General features: G+C 43.5%; 17 protein-coding genes. 7 read left to right on the top strand and 10 right to left on the bottom strand.

All coding sequences use genetic code 11. From position 1 onward, the window contains the following. Positions 1-27: 27 nt before the first annotated feature. Together IX53_RS05240 and dnaK are read right to left on the bottom strand one after the other, a co-directional pair. Positions 28-480 (bottom strand): Hsp20/alpha crystallin family protein, encoded by a 453-nt coding sequence (locus IX53_RS05240; RefSeq protein WP_047754454.1) that lies wholly within the window; start codon positions 478-480, stop codon positions 28-30. Positions 481-515: 35 nt separating this feature from the next. Continuing rightward, a complete protein-coding gene (dnaK, locus tag IX53_RS05235; protein WP_047754453.1) occupies positions 516-2,348 on the bottom strand; it encodes a molecular chaperone DnaK in 1,833 nt (610 codons plus the stop codon). A gap of 280 nt (positions 2,349-2,628) precedes the next feature. Between dnaK and IX53_RS05230 the strand changes: the two genes are divergently transcribed. Next, a complete protein-coding gene (locus IX53_RS05230; RefSeq protein WP_047754452.1) occupies positions 2,629-3,309 on the top strand; it encodes a DUF47 domain-containing protein in 681 nt (226 codons plus the stop codon). 11 nt (positions 3,310-3,320) lie between these two features. Further along, complete coding sequence (locus IX53_RS05225) at positions 3,321-4,517, top strand: inorganic phosphate transporter (RefSeq protein WP_047754451.1); 1,197 nt, start codon at positions 3,321-3,323, stop codon at positions 4,515-4,517. Here the strand turns inward: IX53_RS05225 and IX53_RS05220 are convergent. From IX53_RS05220 to IX53_RS10530, 8 genes are all read right to left on the bottom strand, one after another. After that, entirely contained in the window at positions 4,510-5,553 is a 1,044-nt protein-coding gene (locus IX53_RS05220; RefSeq protein WP_047754450.1) for a hypothetical protein, read from the bottom strand. The two genes, IX53_RS05225 and IX53_RS05220, sit on opposite strands and share 8 nt — an antisense overlap. Positions 5,554-5,561: 8 nt before the next feature. Continuing rightward, positions 5,562-9,827, bottom strand: coding sequence for a PolC-type DNA polymerase III (locus tag IX53_RS05215; protein ID WP_047754449.1), 4,266 nt, complete (start codon positions 9,825-9,827; stop codon positions 5,562-5,564). Further along, the gene (ruvC, locus tag IX53_RS05210) at positions 9,824-10,333 is read right to left on the bottom strand and encodes a crossover junction endodeoxyribonuclease RuvC (RefSeq protein ID WP_047754448.1); all 510 of its coding nucleotides are present in this window, start codon (positions 10,331-10,333) and stop codon (positions 9,824-9,826) included. The genes IX53_RS05215 and ruvC overlap by 4 nt, the downstream gene beginning before the upstream one ends. Positions 10,334-10,564: 231 nt before the next feature. Further along, positions 10,565-11,305 (bottom strand): radical SAM protein, encoded by a 741-nt coding sequence (locus tag IX53_RS05205; protein ID WP_218916044.1) that lies wholly within the window; start codon positions 11,303-11,305, stop codon positions 10,565-10,567. A gap of 61 nt (positions 11,306-11,366) precedes the next feature. Next, on the bottom strand, positions 11,367-12,086 hold the full coding sequence (rnc, locus tag IX53_RS05200; protein WP_047754446.1) for a ribonuclease III: 720 nt from the start codon (positions 12,084-12,086) through the stop codon (positions 11,367-11,369). Next, positions 12,083-13,984, bottom strand: a complete 1,902-nt coding sequence (locus tag IX53_RS05195; protein WP_047754445.1) for a transketolase — start codon at positions 13,982-13,984, stop codon at positions 12,083-12,085. Before IX53_RS05195 ends, rnc begins: the two co-directional genes overlap by 4 nt. Positions 13,985-13,988: 4 nt before the next feature. Next, a complete protein-coding gene (locus IX53_RS05190; protein WP_047754444.1) occupies positions 13,989-14,876 on the bottom strand; it encodes a PSP1 domain-containing protein in 888 nt (295 codons plus the stop codon). Beyond that, on the bottom strand, positions 14,869-15,912 hold the full coding sequence (locus IX53_RS10530; protein WP_082128482.1) for a hypothetical protein: 1,044 nt from the start codon (positions 15,910-15,912) through the stop codon (positions 14,869-14,871). The genes IX53_RS05190 and IX53_RS10530 overlap by 8 nt, the downstream gene beginning before the upstream one ends. A gap of 157 nt (positions 15,913-16,069) precedes the next feature. Between IX53_RS10530 and ndk the strand changes: the two genes are divergently transcribed. From ndk to IX53_RS05160, 5 genes are read left to right on the top strand one after another with little or no spacing between them, the layout of a single operon-like run. After that, positions 16,070-16,516, top strand: a complete 447-nt coding sequence (gene ndk, locus IX53_RS05180) for a nucleoside-diphosphate kinase (protein ID WP_245612680.1) — start codon at positions 16,070-16,072, stop codon at positions 16,514-16,516. Next, positions 16,516-17,697 carry a class I SAM-dependent rRNA methyltransferase gene (locus IX53_RS05175; protein ID WP_047754442.1) on the top strand — a complete coding sequence of 394 codons (1,182 nt, stop codon included), beginning with the start codon at positions 16,516-16,518 and terminating at the stop codon, positions 17,695-17,697. The genes ndk and IX53_RS05175 overlap by 1 nt, the downstream gene beginning before the upstream one ends. A gap of 6 nt (positions 17,698-17,703) precedes the next feature. Beyond that, complete coding sequence (locus IX53_RS05170; protein WP_047754441.1) at positions 17,704-18,522, top strand: zinc dependent phospholipase C family protein; 819 nt, start codon at positions 17,704-17,706, stop codon at positions 18,520-18,522. Positions 18,523-18,534: 12 nt separating this feature from the next. Next, positions 18,535-19,650 (top strand): glucose-1-phosphate adenylyltransferase subunit GlgD, encoded by a 1,116-nt coding sequence (gene glgD, locus IX53_RS05165; protein WP_047754440.1) that lies wholly within the window; start codon positions 18,535-18,537, stop codon positions 19,648-19,650. 16 nt (positions 19,651-19,666) lie between these two features. Continuing rightward, entirely contained in the window at positions 19,667-20,929 is a 1,263-nt protein-coding gene (locus IX53_RS05160) for a glucose-1-phosphate adenylyltransferase (protein WP_169746226.1), read from the top strand. The last annotated feature ends 9 nt before the right edge of the window (positions 20,930-20,938 follow it).

The raw sequence follows: 20,938 nt of genomic DNA, 5'->3' as shown, positions 1-20,938 counted from the left end.
TCCAGGCGCCCTTTCAACTTCATTCTGTTAGTCAATTTTGATCTCTACGGCTTCTTTCTTTGCTTCCTCTTTCTTGGGAAGCTCGATCTTCAGGACGCCATTATCGTAGTTGGCTTTGATCTTTGTGTGATCGATCGTATCAGGAACTCTGAAAGACCTACTGAAACTTCCAAAGCCTCTTTCGATAAGGTGGTAGCTCTTGGACTTTTCTTTCTTCTCGTATTTTTTCTCACCACTAATGGTTAGTATTCCGTCTTCAAGCTTGATCTTCAAGTCGTTTTTCTTAATGCCTGGAACGTCCATTTCAATAACGATGGAATCATCTGTCTCGTAGATGTCCACTTCTGGGAGGAACCCCTCGGTTCTCTTATTTCCTGTTCCAAGTCCTCTGAACGCTTCATCAAAGAGTCTGTCAATTTCCCTGTGGAGTTCTTCGAAGGGTTTGAAAAGGCTGTTAACACCTTCTCTTCTTGCCAGCATGATCCCACCTCCTTGTAATTTTTTGTTTATTTATATCAATTCTGGGAACCGTCTTTTGGCGGTATGTATTCAGAGCCGCCATCACCCTGTCCGGGATCGGTTTGACCTCCCTGAGCGGCTGCTTGTTGATACAAGAGCTGACCGATCTTCATGCTTTCCTGCTGGAGCTTGTCGAAGAGTATCTTTACTCTGGAAATGTCATCTTTGTTAAGAGCATCCCTGAGGTCCTTTACAAGATTCTCAAGATTACCGCGGTCTTCCGCGGGTATTTTGTCACCGCTTTCTTTGAGTATCTTTTCCATACGATACGCCAGTTCATCAGCCTGATTTTTGAGTTCGATTTCCTGTTTTTTCCTTTTGTCCTGTTCTTCGTATTTTTTGGCGTCCTCAACGATTCTCTTGATTTCATCTTCAGAGAGCTTGTTGCGGCCTGTGACAACCATCGACTGTTGCTTGTTGGTACCAAGGTCTTTGGCATAGACATTTACGATACCATCGCTGTCTATGTCAAAGGTCACCTCTATCTGTGGTACACCTCTTGGCGCCGGTGGAATGCCCGTGAGCTTGAAGCTTCCAAGGAATATGTTGTCACGCGCCATGGTTCTCTCACCCTGATATACCCTAATTTCCACTTCAGTTTGTCCATCTTCGGCTGTAGTGAATATCTTTGATTTCTTCATGGGGATGGTCGAGTTCCTTTCGATTATAGGTTCCATTAGACCACCCTTTACCTCAACTCCGAGGGTAAGGGGTGTAACGTCAACGAGGACAAGGTCTTTTTCGAGATTCCCACCAAGGATCGCCGATTGAATGGCCGCACCAACAGCGACTGCTTCATCTGGATTCACACTTCTGTTAGGATCTTTCCCAAAGATTCCTTTTATAAAATTCTGGACAAAGGGAATTCTTGTGGAACCACCGACGAGAATTACCTCATCGACATCTTCGGGCGAGATCTTCGCATCCTGAAGGACTCTTTCTACCTGTTCTCTTGTGGACTCTATGAGATCCCTAATTAGAGATTCGAATGTCGATCTGGTTATTTTCATTTCGAGGTGTAGAGGTCCTTCGGTCGTCGCCGTTATAAAGGGAAGACTCACTTCTGTTTCGTATTTAGACGACAGTTCTATCTTGGCCCTTTCTGCGGCATCCTTCAGTCTCTGGAAAGCTTGTTTGTCTTGTCTGAGATCTACGCCATGTTCTTTTCTGAATTCTTCTGCCATATAATCAATGAGTCTTTGATCAAAGTCATCACCACCAAGGTGATTGTTTCCAGCCGTTGCAAGGACTTCAACGACACCCTCACCAATTTCTAAGAGAGAGACATCGAAGGTACCTCCGCCGAGGTCATAGACAATGACTTTTTTATCGCCCTGAGCTTTATCAAGACCATAAGCCACGGCTGCTGCGGTTGGTTCGTTTATGATTCTCAGAACTTCGAGTCCAGCTATAATTCCAGCTTCTTTTGTAGCTTGTCTTTGTGCATCATTAAAATACGCAGGACAGGTAATAACGGCTTTGGTGACTTTGCCACCAAGATAGGCTTCCGCGTCAGCCTTAAGCTTTTTAAGTACGTAGGCACTGATTTCCTGAGGGGTGTATTCTTTGTCATCTATCTTTACTCTATAGTCTGATCCCATCTTTCTCTTTATTGAACGGATCGTCCTCTCGGAATTCAGAATGGCCTGTCTCTTGGCAGGTTCGCCTACGATTATCTCACCTGTCTTGGTGAAGGAAACGATGGATGGTGTTGTTCTGGAACCTTCCGCATTCGGTATTACTTCAGGATTTCCATCAGGTTTTACCCACGCTATGACGGAGTTAGTTGTACCAAGGTCGATACCCACGATATATTCCTTTTCTGCCATTTCAATCCCTCCCACTTCGATTTTCTTGCTTTCCATTTGAAATTATAATTATGCCAAAGGGCTTTGTCAACAATAAATAATGAAAATTAGTGTTTTATGTAATACTTTATAAAACGATCAAAGAGTATGATAAATAATAATGTAATGAATATTTATAGCTTTCATAATATTAGACTGCTAAACATAGTAAAGAGCTTTGTATAAGAGTAAGGGGGTTTTGTATAAAAACTGTAAGAGGAAATTACTCAATAAATGGTATTTTCTAAGCGGAGGTGATGGTGTGACTGGACTCATCGAGAAGCTCTTTCCTAAGGAAAGTCCCTTGAAATTGCTTAAAGAACACGCAGATGTCGTTCTCGAAGCGTCTGCTTACCTGCCGAAGGCGGTGGAGGAGTATTTCGAAAACAAGAATATCGAAAAGTATTCCTACGATGTTGAAAGCCTGGAAAAAAAGGCTGACTTATTGAAGGCAAAATTGCGTGGAAGTTATGAAAAATTTCGTTTCGCTTTCTTTGACAGGTCTGACATGATGGCTCTCTTGCACAAACAGGATTCTGTTATCGACAAGGTAGACGACGCTTTGAAGCTCCTCCGGATGAATAGAGTTGAGGGCATTGAAAAAACCGAGCTTCCAAAGTTGTTTGAAGAGCTCTGTGTCTCAGTCTACGATTCTGTAAAGCTGATGCATGAATTGGTCGATACGCTTACTACACTTGTTGAAAGCGCATTTTCACCCGTTGAAGTTAAAAAGGAGTACGGAGAAATAAATGTGCTTGAAAACATTGAATTCAGAACCGATACTGAATCAGTGCATATCGGCGAAATCCTTTTTTCCATGAAAAACGAAATGAATCCTGTGGACATATTTTTCCTCGTAAAACTTGCCATAACCATATCAAGCATTTCAGACGATGCGGAGAACGTCGCGGAATCCATTGCTATGCTCTTGAAAGCTGAATAAGGAGGGATTCGATGTTACTTCTCTTTTCTATGACGTTTGGACTGGCCCTCGCAATGGCCATAGGAGGTAATGATGTCGCAAACTCCATGGCAACAGCCGTTGGTGCAAAGGCCATTACTGTTAAACAGGCCGTGATGATCGCAGCCGTCTTGGAATTCAGTGGTGCATTTTTCTTTGGGGCTCATGTTACATCGACTATAACAAAAGGAATTCTAAATTCAGAGGTTATTTCTTCCGATAAAGTTCTTATGTACGGTGCTCTTTCCGCGCTGATTGGTGCCTTCATCTGGTTGGCTATCGCAACAATAAAGGGTTGGCCCGTGTCCACGACCCACTCGATAGTTGGCGGAATGGTTGGCTTCGGCATTATGGCTGCCGGTCTGGATGCTGTAAACTGGGTTAAAATGTTTATGATCGTGTCGAGTTGGTTTATTTCCCCCTTTGTCGGAGGATTTCTCGCTTTTGTCGTTTTCAAACTAATAGCTCTTTCCATACTTAGGAGAGAGAATCCTGTGACTGCAACAAAACGCTACGCACCCCTGTACATAGCTGCTACGCTATTCATCATCTCGTTCCTTTTTGGCGTGAAGACGATGAAGATGGGGATATATAGGTCTTTACTCGCTGGCGGTGTGTTTTTTGTCCTTGGTTTTCTTTTGAGCTTCTTCCTCGTTCGCCGTTATGCGAGCAAGAATGAACACAAACCTTATGAAATAGTTGAAGGGACTTTCAAGAAGATGCAGATACTAACTTCGTGCTATGTGTCTTTCGCTCACGGTGCGAATGATGTGGCAAATGCTGTTGGCCCACTCGCGGTCGTGTACCTCGCACTAACCACTGGAGGTATCGGAACGCATGTGGAGGTTCCATCCTGGATGCTTGCCATCGGTGGATTCGGGATCGCCCTCGGAGTAGGCATATGGGGAAAGAAAGTTATGAGAACGGTAGGAACACAGATTACCACTTTGAATAACACGAGAGGGTTCAGTATCGATTTTGCAGCCGCTACGACCGTACTACTTTCATCTTTCTTCGGCATGCCGGTTTCTACGACCCATACAGTTGTAGGGGCTGTTACAGGTGTTGGCTTGGCTCATGGTCTTGAAGCAGTAAACAGAGGGGTTTTGAAGAACATTCTCTGGGCATGGTTTGTCACTGTACCCGTGTCAGGAGTGATTTCGGCGCTGTTGTTCAAGCTCTTCATATAAGGGGTATCAAGAGGTACTGACCGATTCCTTTTCCGGTCAGTACCAACTGTTTTTTGTAGAGAAACAGTTCGATTTTTCCTGCATTCATACGGGAAAGCGCTGAACGCAGTCGATGCGGATCGAGTCTGGCAACGAAGTTCTCAAAAGAACCTTTGTATACAGTCTTTTCGTATCTGAAGGTCCCTGTTTTTAGCATGAACCTGATACTACCACGATCCGAAAACATAAGAACGCCCATCCCCCTTGAAACAAGCTTTGTCATCTTCCGAACCGAGAATAGTAACTGACTTTTCTCGATTGTAACCTTTGTTTCCGCTTTAGGACGTTGTGGTACAGAGTTGAATGTCTCCTCCCTGTCAGCGCATATTGAAAACAAGAAAACGCCGGCTTTAATGCCCAGGTCTTCGATACCCTCACCGAAGTACAACTCTTCCGCTTTCATTAATTCAAGAGTCTTAACAAGGTGTCGGACAGTAACGTATGGAACGTGAGCTTGAAGGTCCCTTGAAGCTTGCTCGTTTAGAAAATTCATCACACTCATGCCATGTGAGGACGAAACCATGCATACGACACCATCTTTAAAAATAAAGCTGATATTGTCACCTTCATCATTTATTGCAGAAGAGAAATCCAGTGCGTTTTTGAAAGCACTTTTTTTCAGCAGCAAAAGGTTCTCAAATTTTCTTTCCATTCGGGGTATGCCTTCCGTTCGAGCCTTTTCTATTCGGAGCTTTTCTCCTCCAGCATAAATGGAGAGATCCTGGTCTTCTCCGACGATTATTATGGAAGCTTCGTCTTGAAGTTGTTCTTTGAGGACTCTCGCATGATCTAAAGGTATAATATATGAACCTTTGAAGGGAGAACATTCTTTTTTCAGAGGAACCTCAAGTTTCCCACAACCATCTGTTATAAAGGCTCGCAAACCTTTCCAGTAATACAATCTCAAAAACCGGTAGCCGGGTTCCACGGATCCGGCGAATTTTTCTGAAAGTTCGAGGAGTTTTCTGTACTCAATAGCTGTTAATTTTATCTTCATAACAGACCTCAGAACAGGGTAATCTGCTCTTTCTCCGGAAGACCTTTTAATGCTCCATATTTTCGGAGAATTTCTACGATGGTCTTGTTCAATGCCGTCCTTCTGATAAGGTCTTCAATAGAAGAGAAAGGCTTCTTTTTTCTTTCTTTGATAATGGAGATCGCAGCCTTTGTGCCTAGATTTTTGATCCTGTTAAAGGGTATCCTGAGAGCGTTTTCTTCAATAATAAACTTTGTAGCATCGGATTTTTCAAGATCAACAGCCAAAAATTTGTATCCTCTCAACCGCATTTCCAGAACAACTTCAAGCAGCGTTTCCTTTGCCTTCTCTTTGACGTTCTTATCTGGGTTTCCTTTCAGGCTCGCTATTTCCTTTTTGATGCTGTGGATGTCGCTCAGGGCTAGCTCAACATCGAATTCATCACCTTTAACAGTAAAATACGTAGCGTAAAAGGCCAACGGGTGATGTACCTTGAAATATGCGACCCTGAAAGCCATGCTCACATAAGCTACAGCATGGGCTTTGGGGAATAGGTACTTTATTCTCTTACAAGACTCTATAAACCACTCCGGTACAGCATGCTCGTGCATTAGTTGTTCTTCTTCTGGTTTTATTCCTTTTCCTTTCCTGACGTTTTCCATTATCTTGAAAGCTTTCAGTGGTTCGATACCCTTCATAATCAAGTAGTTCATAATGTCATCACGACAGGCAATGACTTCGCCCAGGGTAGCTTTCCTCGAAGCTATCCAGTCCCTTGCGTTATTCAGCCAGACGTCTGTCCCGTGCGAGAGCCCGGAAATTCTTACCAGTTCGCCGAAACTCTTCGGACGGGTTTCCTGAAGCATCCCCCTGACGAACTGTGTCCCAAATTCCGGAATGCCCAGTGTACCTACATCTGTTCCGAGGTCTTCTGGCTTTATCCCAAGGGCTTTTGTGGATGAGAAGATGGAAATAGTATCCCTATCATCCATTGGGATCGCTGTTGGGTCTATTCCGGTTATATCTTTCAGAAGCTTTATGAACGTGGGATCGTCATGGCCGAGGGCGTCAATTTTGACGAGATCATCATGAATGACTTCGTAGGCGAAGTGGGTTGTTCTCGTTGAAGATTTTGTGTCGTTCGCCGGGAACTGTACGGGTGTGAACTCGTGAACATCCCTGTCCTTTGGAACGATCATAAGACCACCAGGATGTTGTCCTGTGGTTCTTTTAACGCCGGTTATTCCAATTGCCAACCGTTCCATTTCTGCTCCCCGCAAACGCTTTCCCGATTTTTCGATATATGCCCTGACGAAACCATATGCGGTGCGCTCCGCAATGGTACTTATAGTTCCGGCGCGGTAAACATGATCCCTTCCGAAAAGTTTTTCAAGGTATGCGTGGGCATGTTCCTGGTATTCGCCCGAGAAATTCAAATCGATATCTGGAACCTTGTCGCCTTTGAACCCGAGGAAAGTTTCAAACGGAATGTTCTGGCCATTCTTCGCCATCTTTGTACCGCATTTGGGGCATTCTTTGTCTTTGAGATCGTAGCCCGACTCTACACTCCCATCAAGGATGAATTCGGAGCGTTTGCAAGATGGACATACATAATGTGGTGGAAGAGGGTTGACCTCAGTTATTCCCATCATCGTTGCCACCAACGAACTCCCAACTGAACCTCTGGAGCCAACGACATAGCCATCTTCGTTTGATTTTTTGACCATTTTCTGGGCTATAATGTACAACACAGCGTAACCATGATCTATTATCGCGTGGAGTTCTTTTTCGAGTCTGAGTTTAACAATCTCGGGTAAAGGTTCTCCATAAACTTCCTTTGCCCTTTTCATAGTGAGCTCACGTACCTGTTCATCAGCGCCTTCGATGATAGGTGGATGGAGCTTTCCTTCGACGGGGACTATCTCTTCTACCTGCTCTGCAATCCTGTTTGTATTCGTTATGACAACTTCTCTGGCGATTTCTTCGTCCTTGAAAATTTCCATGGCTGCCTGTAGCATTTCTTCAGTGGTTCTCAAGTATAATGCGGGTTGTTTGGCAAAGTTTTCTTGATCCTGAGCTGCCTGTATTGCGGCTCTGAATATGTTGTGATGTGGTTCAAGGAAGTGAACATCTCCGGTCATTACCACGGGAATGTTCAATTTTCGGCCAATCCGGTAAAATTCTCTGTACATCTCTCTGAGGGTTTCACGTGAGAGCTTCATATCACTTTCCTCGATGACATCGAGGGGCATGATCTCTATGTAGTCGAAGAACTTCGCTATCTCTTCCAGCTCCTGAGCGTTGGCCCCATTGAGATAGGCTCTGGAGAGTTCACCTGAGACACAGGCAGAACCTATCAAAAGTCCTTCTCTATGCTGATTCAAGACACTCTTTGGAATTCGGGGTTTCCCGTGGAAATAACGTGTATGCGATTCTGTGACGAGGATATATAGATTTCTGAGGCCCGCTTTGTTTTTAGCGAGTATAGAAACATGCTGGGGTTTTAGACTCGAGATGTTTATGTTTTTCCTGAGCTTCTCTAGTTCTGATACCTTTTTTATTCCCCTTTTCGTTACCATATTCAGGAACTTCTTGAAGACCTCTGTTGTAACCCTTGCGTCCTCTAAGGCTCTATGGTGGTTGAAATTTCCCAATTTTAGGTGTTTAACAACATTATCCAACGAATAACTTCTAGATTTCAGCAAGCTTTTCGAGAGGGCGAGGGTATCGATATAGGGAGCATTCCAATCTTTCCCGAAAAGCTCTTTAACAGCGCTTCTTACGAATCTGTAATCAAAAGTAGCATTGTGTGCAACAAGTATGCAACCTTCGATGAACTCAAGAAAACTGGAAAGCGCCTCTTCCAGTGACGGGGCATCTTTAAGCATTTCGTTACTTATTCCTGTTATTTCAAAGGTTTCAGCGGAGATTTCCCTTTTTGGCTTTACAAGAGTGGTAAAACTGTCGACTATCTCAGTTCCTTTGAGTTTTATTGCGCCAAATTCAATGATCTCATCGGCAGAAGGATTCAATCCTGTGGTCTCCAGATCGAAGACTACGTACGTTTTATCGAGCAATTCACCATCGTATTCTCCAAGGTTGCTGACAATAGCTTCCAGATCATTGATCATGTAGCCTTCCATACCGAAGATTGGTTTGATTCCTGCTTTTTTTGCGGCAAAGTAAAATTCGGGTATACTCTGGACAACTCCGTGGTCGGTGAGAGCAACGGCGGTATGTCCCCATTCTTTCAGTGTTTTGAAGAGTTCACTGACCTCTACCACCGAATCAAGGGCGCTCATCTTTGTGTGTAAGTGAAGTTCTACACGCTTTTCCTTATTCGTATCGAGTCGTTTTGGGAGTTCAAAGGGATTCAGATCGTTTACGATCAACACTTCTTCTCGTTTTCTCGTGTCGTATTCTATCTTTCCTCTAACAATTACTCCGTCTCCATTCGATATATTTTCAACCACTTCCTCTGCCTTTCTCCCGATGATCTTACAGGAAATTGAATCGGTGAAATCGGTTACGTTAAAAGTCAGAACCGCTACTTTTCCTTTCCAGAGTTCCAATCCAAAGACCTCTCCGGCTACGACCACGGAGTTCTCGTTCCCGACGATATCGCTTATTCTCTGTGGAGCGACTTTTATTCTTCTACCCATCAACACAGTGGGGCGCTTTTCTCTCGCTATGTTGGAATTGACTTGTTCGATTTTCAGACTTTTTTTCGAGGGAGAGACATTGGAAGTTTCTTCGTGCTTCGCCTCTTTTGTTTCTTCGCTTTTTAAGATGACCTCATGAGGAACTGGTTTTCCGATGACTTTCCACAGGGCTTCTGAAAGTTCGCGTTTCTTCGAAACGATTCTCTGCCTGGCAAAAGCGTTGCTAACCGTTATAAGCACTTTTGTTCCGTCGTACTCAATAGAAGCTTTCTCGAGATATGAAGAGAGACCATTCACGTATTTGAAAAGTTCTTTCTTGTCAAGGCAATTTACAGTTTTTTCCTTTCGTTCTGTATCACTTTTTTCTTTGGAATGTCCTTTGGTTTCGGAGAAGATAAACTTTATTCTTGACTTAAGCTGACTTGAAGCGATAAGAGCGAAATGTTCCAGCAGGAATCTCTTCATTTCTTGAGAAACTTCGGAATCGAATATCATGGTCAATTCTTTATTAGTTGGATTGACAACGACACTTGACAATATCAGATTAGAAAAAGCCTCATCAGGATAAAAACCCATGATCCTTTCTATTAACTTTGAAGCACTGAGATCTACATTTTTGATCCTGAACTTCATCTTTTTCGAGCACCTCCAGGAAATGAACGGGAAAGGAAATGGCACCAGGCTACAGCGAGTGCGTCAGCAGCGTCATCAGGTTTTGGTGTTTCCTTCATCCCAAGGAATTTCATCATGACTCGTTGTATTTGTCCTTTCTCGGAACGCCCATAGCCGGTGACGGATTGTTTCACCTGATGTGGTGTGTATTCAAAAATAGGCACTTCCTTTTCGCGTAGCGTCAATAAGATTACACCCCGGGCTTCGCCCACCTGGATGGCTGTCGTAACGTTTCTGAAGAAGAACAATTCTTCAACAGCGGCTTCAGAAGGCGAATATTTATCAATTATATTTTTGAGTTCTGAATAAATCTTCAGCAGTCGATCTGGAATCGGCTCGCGGGGTTTTGTATATATAGCTCCGTAACTAACGAGTTCAACGCGGGAAGTTACCACGTCTATTATTCCGTACCCAAGAGTACCAAAGCCTGGATCGATTCCGAGTATTCTACTGGCTCTTTTTGGCAAAACCGCACCTCCGATTTTATGATTTTAATGCCACTCACCGTGTGAAGGCTGTGGAACATAGGTTTCAAGAGTTACCCGGGGCTTTGACAAAGTGAAATAAGCTTCAGACGCGCGTTTTGAGGCCTCTGGTCACCTTAACAAAGTTTCGATTCAGCAACAAATTCTCTCAATGTTTCGTTATAAAGTAGAGCCGGTTCTCTGCGATCAAATAAACCCGGGAGTTGCAGGCATTTATAACAAGAAACCGCAGCATTCATAAAAGTAAGCTGTCTTCAGATTTAGTTCTTCAGCTTTCTTTATAGTGGGAACAATTGGCTGTACAATCGCTTCAAAGCCCAAGGAAAGGGCCATGCCTTGAATATTCCTTCTGTAGGCGCCTCCAGGGTGCATGCATCCAAGAATTTTTCTGAAGTTAGTTGCTCTGTCGAAAACCTTCCTGACATCCGTTATCGCTGGTGGGGTTGTCTTCTCATATGCTGTTCCTGCTGTTGGGATGAAGATGAGAAAGACAACTGTCTTCAGCCCATGGCTTTCGAGGAGTTCCAGGGCTTCGAATTCATGAGAAAGCTTCCCGGCTTTGAGACCTATTGTCACATGTGGCACCACTTTTATTCCATTTTTTGTAAGGAGTTCCAGGCTTTTTATAGAGGATCGATGGAGGTCTTCGCCGTAGACTTCTATCATTGTTTCCTCGTTTCCGACCACATCAAAAGAAACTATGTCGGCCAATTCCTTCAAAGTATTGATGTCCTCTTCTTTTACCACGGGTCCGACATGGAAGTTGTACCTTATGGGATGCTCCTTTTTCATTTTTGAAAGTTGACCAACGTACTCTTTCCATGGAATGGTGTATTCTTTATTCAATCCCCCGCTGATCAAAAAGCTCCTCCGACCATTTTTTATGAGTTCCGGGATTCTTTCCACCATATCCATTCCGCGAAGATAGTGTGCACCGCAATGCTTACAGTTCAAAGAGCAAGTACTACCGCTGGTACTAATAGACTTAGTATGTCGGGGGAATACAAAAGTTAAATCAGGCATTTTCATCTTCTCCTTTTTCCCCTTTTACAAGCCTTTCATAGACAGTTTTTGCTGCTTGTTGTTCGGCACGCTTTTTAGTTTTTCCAATACCAAAGCCCATATATTCGCCGTTTAAAAACACCTCAACCAGAAAGTCATCTTTTTGCTGGTTTTTCCTCGAGATGTAGACCGGTCTAGTTCCAAAGGTTCGCTGAGTGTACTCCTGAAGTGTAGTTTTATAATCCATCACAAGTTCACCACTCAAGGCTTTGTCTATATATTTTTTGAGCATCCTCTTCACAAACTTTCTCGCTCTTTCAAGTCCACCGGACAGATATATTGCCGCAGTTACGGCTTCAAAAGCATCGGCGAGTAAGGAGTCCTTTGTTCTGCCTCCGGAATTTTCTTCGCCTTTTCCAAGTAATAGATATTCTCCCAGTTGGAGTTCGCGGGCCGCCACGGAAAGTATAATTTCGCTGGCGACTGCGGAACGTATTTTCGACATTTTTCCCTCATTCAGGGAATATTCCGTGAAGAGAATGTCAGCAAGGGCAAGATCGAGAACAGCGTCTCCGAGAAATTCGAGCCTTTCATTTGATTCCAATTGCAATTCTGGATTTTCGTTTGCAAATGAAGAATGACATAAAGCCCTCATAAGGAGCTCCGAATCTATGCTGTCTATTTCAAGTATTCTAATAAACTTTTCTACTCTTTCATTTATCGCTTCGTTCATTTCAACATTTTTCTTACCTTTTCGATGATTGACTCAGAATCCAGACCGGACAGTTTGTAAAGAATTTCCTTATTTCCAGATACCGCATAACCTGTAATTCCAATTTTTTCAAATTTTTCTGGCAAAAAACCGGCATCGACGAAATACTCAGCCAGAATGCTGCCAAGTCCGCTGCGTACGTTATGGTCCTCCACAGTGAGCACATTCCCCTTAAGGTAATCCTTCACGGAATCAAAGGAAGCATCGATAGGGCAGCTGACACCCAGAACTGTGACCTCTATACCTTCTTTTCGAAGACAATCAGCAGCTTTTACCGCTTCTGAGACCACCTGACCGATAGCAACTATGGTAGCATTACTACCACTTCTGATTACATCAACCTTTCCGTATTCGAACTCATACTCATCACCAAAAAATGGCTCACCATCGAGATTCGCAATGGGGTTGAGCTTGGAACGCCCGAGGGCAATGACAAAGTTTCCTTTTTCCCGCACGATATAACGCACGGCTCTGTCGGTCTGGTTTGGGTCAGCTGGAACGATGATTTTGAAACCATACAGGTTTCTCAGAGCGCCGATGTAATCAATACAGTGGTGTGTTTTTCCATCTTCGCCAACATCCAAACCAACATGGGTAACCACTACTTTTAAGTTTGTTTTATTTATGTCGTTCAATCGTTGCTGGTTATAGGTTTCGTCTATACCGAAAACTCCGAAGTCGGTGAAGAACGTCAAAACACCGTTCACCGACATACTTCCAGCAACCGTTGCTGCATTGTGCTCCTGAACACCGATCTGAATAAAGTTCTCAGGCCAGACCTTTTCAAAATCTATGGTTTTTGTCGAGGGTTTCAGATCACAATCCACCACCGCTATGGGTGATTTTCCTTTATTTAATACTGCAAGATCAGCGAGAGCTTTTCCAAAAGCGGAGCGGTTATCCATCTTCTGACTCACACTGTAAGTCACTGGTTTGCCGGAATCTATCGTTATCACTTCTAAAGGAGGTTTGAGTTGTTCCCGGGTCTCAGGTAGTCTCTTTCTGCGGTTGATGTAGAATTCCAGATCGTCTTCAACTCCAAGTTCTGCCAGAGCCTTCCTGCATGTTTCGACATCGAGGGGTTTTCCGTGGAAAGTGACATCGTCTTCCATGAAGCTAACACCTTTTCCCATCACGGTTCTGGCAAGAATGGCAACGGGTACATTTTTGTTAACGGCTTCGTATAGAGCTTCCGCCAAAGCTTCATGGTTATGGCCATCGATCTCAATAACTTTCCAGCCATCGGCCTCATAGTTTTCTTTTATATTTACAAGCATTGTGTCAGAGGCTCTGCCTGAAATCTGAGCATCGTTATAATCTATGACCACCGTCAGGTTATTCAGATTGTATTTCACAGCTGTTCTTCTCGCCTCTGCCACCTGCCCCTTGGCTTGTTCAGCGTCACTCATCAGAGTGAATACATGAAAGTCCCTTCCCGATAGTTTTGCCGCGAGGGCCATGCCAACACCTGCGGAGAGTCCTTGACCGAGATTACCTGTAGTCCACTCGATGCCAGGAATCCCCCGAGTAATGTGTCCTTCAAAAATGGAACCGGGATGCCTGAACCCCGTAATGACGTCTTCAATATTGAAAAAACCAAGCCTTGCCAGAGCCGAATAAACTCCAGGGGAGGTGTGGCCATGACTTACGACCACTCTATCACGGTTTGGAGCGAAAGGGGCTTCAGGACTCAGTTTTGCGAATTTATAAACGGTGAGATATATGTCTATAGAAGACATGGAACCGCCCGGGTGCCCAGAATTTGCCACAGTGGTCATTTTTAAAATGTCACCTCGGCAAATCCTGGCGAGTTCCTTCAGTTCTTTCAGCTCTTCAATCGAAAGTTTTGACCGGTTCATCTTTTTATCCCTCCTCATCGATTTCTATATCTTCATCCTTATTTTTTATAAGTTCTTCGGGCGACGCTTCACCTAACAGAATACCCTGTTTTTCCCTGAACTCGTCAAAGGGAACCCTGATAACGTTCCCTTCATCAGTTACCATAGATATTTGCTTCAGAAAAATATTCACATTCAATAGCTTACAGGTTTTTCCTTCATATTCTATTAGCGAACCTTCATCGGGAATATCCCTGAGTTCCTCTTCATAGTGCTCCTGCTCATAAGCCAGACAGCAGAGAAGCCTCCCGCAACGACCGGATATCTTGGCCGGATTGATCAGAAGCTGTTGTTTTTTTGCATGTTTGAGTGTTATACTCTCAAATTCGCGCTTGAACCTCACACAGCAAGCTACCTGGCCACAAAGTCCTATACTCCCTTTCATCTTTACTTCGTCTCTAATACCGACCTGCCTTAATTCTATCCTGACCTTGAACATCCGTGCGAGGTCTTTTACGAGTTCTCTGAAATCAACACGACTGTCAGCACCAAAATAAAAGACTATTCTTGACCGGTCAAACATGTATCTCGCTTCGAGTAATCGCATTGGAAGCTGGTGTTCCTTTATTTTTTCTTTACACAATTCGAAGGCTTTCTTTGAATCGTTCTGGTTTTTCTTGTATTGTTTTTCGTCTTCGGGCGTCATTTTTCTTAGAATAGGCTTGATACCTTCGAGTTGGTCTATGCGCATTTCAACTGGACCATATCGTACGACCCCCACATCCAACCCAAACTCAGTTTCAGCTATTACTTGATCTCCAGGTCTTATACCTTGGTCACTGACAGTGAACAAATATAGCTTTCCCACTGGATGAAACTCAACACCGCAAACGATACCATATATCTCAGGCATGCTTATCCCTCCAAGCACTCTTTGCTAAAACGGAAACTATCCTATAAATCACCAGGTCTTTGTTTAGCGAAGAGACCTTTCTTCTTATAAGTGAGTTCAACCACAAATAGTCCTCTTCTTCCACTGAAAAGCCAGAATCAACGAGCTCTATCAACCATTCTAACAGGTCGAGGTTAACAATCCTGTTCCAATACGATGTATGAGAAATGATAGGAATGTCCTGAACGATGCTTCTCACGGTCTTTGCAAATTCGCGTATGTTCGAAAAAGTGTTTCCGGCAGTTAGAGCATCTTTGAGGGCGACGAACATCGAGAAGAATTTACTTTTGCTTCCTTTGACGAATCTTCTTATTAATTCCACATGTATTTTGTGCAGTTTAAGTCTTTTTTCTAAGGTTAAGTCGTCCTTTTCTATTTCAATCAATTCCTTTAGAAGTTCGGTGAATTCAAGGGATTCATATCGGATTAGTTCATTGATGATGTTTTCTATGTCCTTGTCCAGGCAGAATTCCAGGACTTTAAAATCTGAATAGCAGACAGCATAAATATATTTGACTTTTTCTCTATACTTTGCCTTTAATTGTTTCAAAGGCTCCTCTGGAGTTTTCACATCAAAAGCAAAACATCTGCTCCTTATTGTTGAAATAATGGAGTTCCATGAGATGCTGGTGAGCAATATCACTGCATAGTATGGGGGTTCTTCCAGCAACTTGAGAAAAGCATTTGCCGCTTCGGTGGTGAACCTCTCAGCGTCATGAATAATCGCATATTTTCGTTGACCTCCCAGGGGTCGGTGCATGAAAAATGATTCGAGCTTCTTGATTTCGTTTATCCCAATGTTACCGTCGGCGGGTTCAACTATCATGAGGTCTTCGACCGACCGTCGCGCGTTCCATTCCAGGTCATGTTCGACAACGTCAAGGGCAACCTTTTTCAGTAGTGAAGCTTGCTCACCTATCAGAGCCAGACTAATGCCTTCACTTTTAATAATCAATCTAAAAATCCTGTTTGTTATTTCTTCAGTAAAAGTCTTCATATTTTAATTATAGCGGAATATTTGCAATAGTATGGTATATTTTTTTAGGATAAGAGATTGAAGAAATTGAGAGGGTCCGGGAAAGTTTTAGAGTACCCGACTTTCATAAATTTGACATATGGCGATCCCCAATACAGAAATCAGGGAGGGCACACAAGTGGAAGAAAGGACTTTTGTGTATCTGAAACCCAATACGATTCAAAGACAGCTTGTTGGTGAAGTTATAAGAAGATTTGAACGCCGCGGTTTGAAAATTGTCGGCATGAAGATGTTATGGATGAGCAAAGAACAGGCTGTAGAGCTGTATAAGGAACACATTGGGAAAGACTTTTATGAGCCACTGATAAAATTTGTAACTTCAGGTCCTGTCGTAGCGATGGTCCTGGAAGGCCCACACGCCATTGAGCTTGTCCGACACACAATCGGTAATACAGACCCATTAAAAGCCAGTGGTGGGACTATTCGAGGTGACTACGCTATATCGGTAAGGAAAAATATTGTGCATGCCTCCGACAGTCTGGAGAGTGCCACAAGGGAAATTTCTCTGTTCTTCAAAGCAGAAGAACTCTTTGACTATCCTCTACTACTGGAGGAGCACTTTTAATGTTAATAGTTCGCTTGAAGAAAGGTCTGGAAAACAAACTATTGAATGGCTATCCCTGGGTATTTAAAGATGAAATCGAGGAAATTGAGGGCGAAACGTACCTCGGAAGTGAGGTCAATGTGTTCTCTTCTGATTTCAAATTTGTAGGTAAAGGATTGTATAACCCTTTTTCACGCCGAACCATCATGTTTCTTACAACGAAAGACGAAGCCATAGGAGATGAATTTATTCTTTCACGTCTCGTTAACGCTTTGAGCTGGAGGAAAAGGCTTTTCGAGGAGCCTTATTATCGTCTTTTCCACGGAGAAGGCGACGGATTACCGGGCTTCATAGCTGACAGATACGGGGACACAGTGGTGGTTCAGTTCAGGAACGCCATTGTGGAATTGTTCAAGGACAGGATTGTTAACCACTTGATTGACATCGTTAGTCCAGCAACAATATATGAGAGAAGCGATTTTGAGATGCGGGTTGGGGAGCAAATTCAGAGAAATGTCGGACTGCTTTATGGAAATATTCCGAACGGACCGTTGACGATACGCGAAAACGGAATTTCTTACCTGGTAGATATCGTTCAAAGTCAGAAGACCGGGTTTTTTTATGATCAGAGGGAATCGAGATTCTTCGCGAGAAGAATCGTTGAAGAGCTTGGATTGAAAAAAGGCCTTGATCTCTTCACTTACACCGGCGGATTTGCGTTGAATATGGCAATCGCCGGAGCTCAGGTAATTGCCGTCGATAAATCAGGTATTGATCTGGAATTTGGCTCCAAAAACGCTACGCTGAATGGACTTGTCAACAAGGTTAGCTTCCTTCAATCAGACGTCTTTGAATATCTGAAGGCTTTGGAAAAGCGGGAGCAATTTGATATAGTTGTCATAGATCCTCCTTCACTGATCAAGGGCAAATACGAAATTTCGAAGGGAATAAAATTCCTTAAAGAGTTAGTCGAAGGAGCCCTTGATACGATCAGAAGTGGTGGGGTAATAGGACTCTGTAGCTGCGCTTATAATCTCACACTCAGCCATCTCATAGAGGCGCTACGTAAAGCTTCTGCCGGTAAAGGTGTGTATTACAGGTTTCTCGGGGTCACTTATCAGTCCAGAGACCATCCATGGGTACTCCAGATCCCGGAAACACTTTATTTGAAGTGTTTATGGGCGGTCGTGGAAAAGAGGTGAAGCGTAGTGCCGGATTATTGGACGCACTATCTTCATGGCACACGGGTTCTGAGAGAGCTCAGGTTTAACTTCGAAAACGAAGAAGAGAAGGATTTGTTTGTTCTCGGTGTTCTCGGGCCGAACGTTTTTTACTATGTTCCGGACAACCCGGATTATTTGATGTTAGGTAACAAGTTGCACTCACAGAAGTGCGGAAATTACCTACACTATGTTATAAGAGAGCTTTTTAGAACGAGAAGAGCTTACGTTTATGGATTGATATGCCATCATACCCTTGATAGGTTGACTCATCCCTACATAATTTCCCAGGTTGGAAGTGGCACAAAGCACTACGATTTCGAGAAGGCTATTGACGCGGAAATGGTAAAAAGGGTCTTGCGGACTATGATTTCTGAACTCACTTTCTCTGACAAACTACCCTTTGAAGTTCCCCAGGAATTGGACGAACTTTATCTCTCAATCGCTTATGAATTCTTCAAGATAGACAATGTGAGTTTTTCCGAAGCCATTGAGGCCACCAGGGTTTTCATGCAAAATGAAGAGAGAAGCAGTGGTGGATTCTTTGGTGTTTTTAGCAGGTTGTTAAAGAAACTTTCCGGAGAATCTGATTATGGAGGATACGCTGGTATGGACGTATTGAACCTCAACAAACGTTCCTGGTTCCACCCAACTACCGGCTGGGAAAGCAGGAATACTTTTCTGGATCTTTTCGAGCAGGCTGTTGAGGAGTCAATGAAACTAATAAGTAGTTCCCTGAAGTATTCCATGCCTCCCGATGTTCCAGATCTCTCATTCATGACTAACCTTCCCTGTATAGATTATTGATGAGGTGGTTATATGAAAGTACTCGGACTCGTACTGGCTGGTGGAAGAGGTTCAAAGCTGCGGCCTCTAACGAATATTAGAGCCAGTGCCGCTTTACCAGTTTTCGGGAAATACCGGGCCATCGATTTTACATTGAGTAACATGGTGAATGCCGGTATCTCGAAAGTCGGAATAATAACTCAATACAGTCCACGAAGTCTCATGGACCATATTGGATCAGGCAAAGAATGGGATCTGGATAGAAAGCAGGGAGGGCTGTTCTTCCTTCAACCGTTCTTCAGGCTTTCAAGTGAAACGATAGGATACAAAGGTACAGCCGATGCTATTTATCAAAATATGACTATCTTGAAGAGAGGGAATGAAGACTTTGTACTCATAGGATCAGGGGATCATATTTACAAGATGGATTTTCAAAAACTCTTCAGGGCTCATATAGACAGTGGCACCGATATCACTGTATTAACGGTGCCCGCAGGAGAGAAACCAAAAGAAGTTGTTAAATGTGTATCTGGCAGGATCATAGGGTGGTATAGAGATTCTGAATTCCCGCAGATAAATGAAGGTGAATATCTGCGGGAATCTACAGGCATTTATTTCATCAACAAATTTCTCCTGAGAGAATTACTGTTTTCCAGCGTTCCGGAAGGGAAAGATAATCTCATTGATTTATTCATAGATAATATTAATTCCCTCAAGATTATGGAGTACATGTTCGACGGTTACTGGCGAAACCTCACTACGGACATAGCCACATACTTCAGAACAAATCTGGATATTCTGGATCCAGAGGTTAGAAGTGAACTATTTTACAGACACGGGAAGGTCTATACGAAACTGAAAGACCTACCTCCCCCAAAGGTAACGACAACAGGGAAAGTCATGAACGCTCTGGTGAGTGACGGTTGCATCATATCCGGCTCAGTTATAAACTCGGTGATTTTCAGGAACACCAGAATACTTGCAGGGGCTGTCGTCAAAAATTCGGTTATTATGGAAGGTTGCGTTATCGAAGAAGGAGCGAGGGTAGAAAATGTTATCATGGACAAGAATTCAAGAGTAAGGTCAGGTAGAGAACTCTACGGCGATTCAGGAGCACCAGCCATCGTTGAAAAGTCCGGTGTTATTTGATGAGGTGGTGTTGATGATAAAGGGTGTTGTCGCGATGATACTGGCTGGGGGTCAGGGAACAAGGCTGGGTCTTTTGACGGATGAAGTGGCCAAGCCAGCAGTCCCCTTTGGAGGCAAATACAGAATCATTGATTTCACGCTTAGTAACTGCGTGAATTCCGGTATATTCAACGTTGGAATACTCACTCAGTACCGTCCACATGTTCTCAGCAGACACATAGGAATAGGTAGGCACTGGGACCTGGACCGTAAGGATGGCGGAGTCGTAATGTTACCCCCTTTTCAGGGGCGCAGTGATTCTGACTGGTATTCTGGAACAGCGAATGCTGTTTATCAGAACATTGACTTCATAGATTCCTTCAGTCCCGAGATAGTTCTGATTCTTTCTGGTGATCACATTTATGCTATGGATTACAACGAAATAATAGATTTTCATTTTTCAAAAATAGCGGATGGAACAATTGCGTGCATGAAAGTTCCGATGAATGCGGCATCACGTTTCGGAATAATGGTAACGAATTTTGAAGGAAAAATAACAGAATTTCAGGAGAAACCTCAGCAACCCAAGTCGAACCTTGCTTCCCTGGGAATATATGTCTTCAACTGGAATTTCTTGAGAGAGAAACTCATTGAAGATGCTCAGGACCCAAATAGTGTTCATGATTTTGGCAAGAACATCATTCCTAAGATAGTTTCCGAAGGTTCAGGACAGCTCTATGCTTTCAACTTTGAAGGTTACTGGCGTGATGTTGGAACACTTCAGGCATATTGGGAAGCCAATCTTGAGTTGACAAGACCTGTCCCAGGACTGAATCTTCATGAACCGACCTGGCGTTTTTATACTCACACTGAAGAGTATCCTCCAGCTTACCTTTCGTCAGAAGCAAAGATCAGAAGCTCTCTCGTCAGTGAAGGTTGTGAAATCAACGGTACTGTGGAGAACTCGATAATCTTTCAGGGCGTTCGTATTGCTAAGGGCGCTGTTATTAAAGATTCTATCGTGATGACCAATTGCGTGATAGGAGAAAATACTTTCGTGGAAAGGGCAATAATTTCCGAAAGAACCACCATAGGCAGTGATGTGAATATTGGTATCGGACCAGAGGTGGCTAATAAAATCTCCCCTGAAATATACAACGCAGGACTGGTTGTAATAGGTTCGGATGTGAAAATTCCCGATAGAGTGAATATCGGTAAAAACACGGCAATATGGAATCATGTGAGAGAGGAACTGTTCAAAGGTGATGTATCCTCCGGAGAGGTCGTTTACCCAGGATAAGGGTAGTGC

The sequence above is a fragment of the Kosmotoga pacifica genome (assembly GCF_001027025.1).
In the GTDB taxonomy this organism is placed as follows: domain Bacteria; phylum Thermotogota; class Thermotogae; order Petrotogales; family Kosmotogaceae; genus Kosmotoga_B; species Kosmotoga_B pacifica.
Note: the sequence above shows the minus strand (reverse complement) of the source record. Positions and strands in the feature narration are given on the sequence as shown.

Coding starts and splice junctions, on each gene's coding strand:
- IX53_RS05240 (WP_047754454.1), bottom strand. CDS start 480: ATGCTGGCAAGAAGAGAAGGTGTTAACAGCCTTTTCAAACCCTTCGAA.
- dnaK (WP_047754453.1), bottom strand. CDS start 2,348: ATGGCAGAAAAGGAATATATCGTGGGTATCGACCTTGGTACAACTAAC.
- IX53_RS05225 (WP_047754451.1), top strand. CDS start 3,321: ATGTTACTTCTCTTTTCTATGACGTTTGGACTGGCCCTCGCAATGGCC.
- IX53_RS05220 (WP_047754450.1), bottom strand. CDS start 5,553: ATGAAGATAAAATTAACAGCTATTGAGTACAGAAAACTCCTCGAACTT.
- IX53_RS05215 (WP_047754449.1), bottom strand. CDS start 9,827: ATGAAGTTCAGGATCAAAAATGTAGATCTCAGTGCTTCAAAGTTAATA.
- rnc (WP_047754446.1), bottom strand. CDS start 12,086: ATGAACGAAGCGATAAATGAAAGAGTAGAAAAGTTTATTAGAATACTT.
- IX53_RS05195 (WP_047754445.1), bottom strand. CDS start 13,984: ATGAACCGGTCAAAACTTTCGATTGAAGAGCTGAAAGAACTGAAGGAA.
- IX53_RS05190 (WP_047754444.1), bottom strand. CDS start 14,876: ATGCCTGAGATATATGGTATCGTTTGCGGTGTTGAGTTTCATCCAGTG.
- IX53_RS10530 (WP_082128482.1), bottom strand. CDS start 15,912: ATGAAGACTTTTACTGAAGAAATAACAAACAGGATTTTTAGATTGATT.
- IX53_RS05175 (WP_047754442.1), top strand. CDS start 16,516: ATGTTAATAGTTCGCTTGAAGAAAGGTCTGGAAAACAAACTATTGAAT.
- glgD (WP_047754440.1), top strand. CDS start 18,535: ATGAAAGTACTCGGACTCGTACTGGCTGGTGGAAGAGGTTCAAAGCTG.